Source organism: Streptomyces sp. 150FB (assembly GCF_000818195.1).
Taxonomy (GTDB): Bacteria; Actinomycetota; Actinomycetes; order Streptomycetales; family Streptomycetaceae; genus Streptomyces.
The window spans coordinates 1-2,058 of record NZ_JTHL01000007.1 but is presented as its reverse complement, the minus strand read 5'-3'; the positions used below and the strand labels follow the sequence as shown (position 1 = coordinate 2,058).

Genomic DNA, 2,058 nt, shown 5'->3' with positions numbered 1-2,058 from the left:
CGAAGGGAGATCGCGGTGCCGGGAGGCAGACTCACCCAGCAGGAACGTCAGCAGATCGCGCTGGGTATGGCCGACGGCCTGGCCTACGCGGAGATCGCCCGGCGTCTGGACCGTCCCACCTCGACGGTCACGCGTGAGGTGATGCGCAACGGCGGCCCGATCGCCTACCGGGCCGACTTGGCCCACCGTGCGACCGAACGCCGCGCCCACCGGCGCAGGCAGACCGCGCCCCCGGGGCGGGGGGTGCCCGCGCGGGCCCACGGGCGCGACGAGGAGGCCGTGCGCGAGTACGAGGAGACGTTCACGACCCTCTTCATGCAACAGGGGCTGCCCAAGATGACCGCCCAAGTGCTGACCTGCCTCTTCACCACCGACGCCGGCAGCCTCACCGCGGCCGAGCTCGTCCAGCGTCTCCAGGTCAGCCCCGCCTCCGTCTCCAAGGCGATCGCGGCCCTCGAAAACCTGGGCCTCGTCCGACGGGAACGCGACGAACGCCGCCGCGAGCGCTATGTCGTCGACGACGACATCTGGTACCAGTCGACCATCGCCAGCGCCCGCGGTATCGCCCAGGTCGCCGAGACCGCACGCCAGGGTGTCACCGTCCTCGGCCGCGACACCCCGGCCGCCGCCCGCCTGGAGAACATCGCCCGCTTCAGCGACTTCATCAGCGAGAGCATCCTCCGCGCCGCAGAACAAGTCCGCGGCATCCTCCACACAACGCCCGACACACCCCCGGCGGACACCACCACGGCAGGTACGGAACACGGATAGACAGCCCCGACGCCGCGGCGGCGAGCAAGGGCAGAACGGTGATGAGAGCGAGTGCTCTGGATGTCGGGGCCGCACGTCTTTACCTCAACGGCCGGTGCCTCTCGCCGTGCCGAAGATTGAGTTGAGGTACTCGATTTCGGCAGCGGAGAAGGCATCGATGTCCAACGGCAAGGCAACGGGAAGTCCCTGGCCGAGGCTTTCGAGTTCACCGGCGACGACACCGCAGACCGAGCATGCCTTGAGATGCTTGCGAACGGTGCGTTCTGCGCGCTTCCCCAGTGCTCCGCGGGTGTACGGGCCGAGCTGCTCGACGCAGCGCTGGCACTCGGGGCCCCGCGTCAGCATGGCGGCGACGTTCGCTTGCAGATACGCCTGCTTCAGGCCTTCTCTGGCACGTTGGACAAGGACGGATACAGCGTTGGGAGTGAGGCCGAGCATCGGCGCCACCTCCCGGGGCGCCCTCTGATGGATAGTGACGTGCCACAGCACAAACTGCCAGCGCTCAGGCAGACTGTGGAAAGCCCGCATCGCCAGCGACTGTTCTTCGATCTCCAGGGCCTGCGCCTCGGCACCTGGGCTGATCAGTGCCTCCGAGGCACCCGCGTTCACCGCGCGCACAGGCAGTGCGGAGAAGTCGTCAACCGACTGCGTACGCGCAGCTGATGCCGCCCACGTCGCGGCAACGTGGCGCACGGACGTCAGCAGATACGCCCGCACGGCCGTGTCCGGCCCGGCGCCACGGCGCACGGCCTGCAAGGTGCGGACGAATGCCTCGGCAGTCAGGTCCTCGGCCGTATGCGCATCCCGGCACATGGTGCGGGCGTAGCGGCAAACGGCCCCGGCATGACGCCGGAACAAGTCGTCAAAAGCGGTCTGCTCACCCGCTCGTACCCGCATCATCAGTTCTTCGTCGCTCGGCCCGACAGGCTGGAGCGCAGTGTCATGGCGATCGTCCATATCAAGAAGACGCCCCAGGCCCGGATTCATGACGCGACTTCACCGAACTCGCGTCACGATCCTCCGACATCCCGGTCTTCTGTCCATGAACATCCTTTCCACAAGCACAATCCTGGCGACCGGCTGTGTCGTCGCGGTCATCGCTCTGGCCATCCTCGGGCCTCGCCCCCTCAGGGAACGCTCCTTGCGGGTCCTGGAACTGGTGATGCGGCAAGGACTCGCATCATCGTGCGAACAGGAGCCGGCACCGCCCACAACACCGGTCCGCACATGCCCCACCTGCCGTCAGGGACAAGACGACGAAGCCGAATCGTCGGGATCCGCCCAACC

The 2,058-nt window shown here is 67.7% G+C and carries 2 protein-coding genes; one reads left to right on the top strand and one right to left on the bottom strand.

Annotation, left to right across the window (positions count from 1 at the left end):
• The first annotated feature begins 15 nt into the window (after nucleotides 1–15).
• Entirely contained in the window at nucleotides 16–771 is a 756-nt protein-coding gene (locus tag QR77_RS41935) for a helix-turn-helix domain-containing protein (protein WP_040029743.1), read from the top strand.
• Nucleotides 772–855: 84 nt separating this feature from the next.
• On the opposite strand, the gene QR77_RS41930 is transcribed toward QR77_RS41935, so the two are convergent.
• On the bottom strand, nucleotides 856–1,758 hold the full coding sequence (locus QR77_RS41930; protein WP_078877983.1) for a sigma-70 family RNA polymerase sigma factor: 903 nt from the start codon (nucleotides 1,756–1,758) through the stop codon (nucleotides 856–858).
• Between the last annotated feature and the right edge of the window lie 300 nt (nucleotides 1,759–2,058).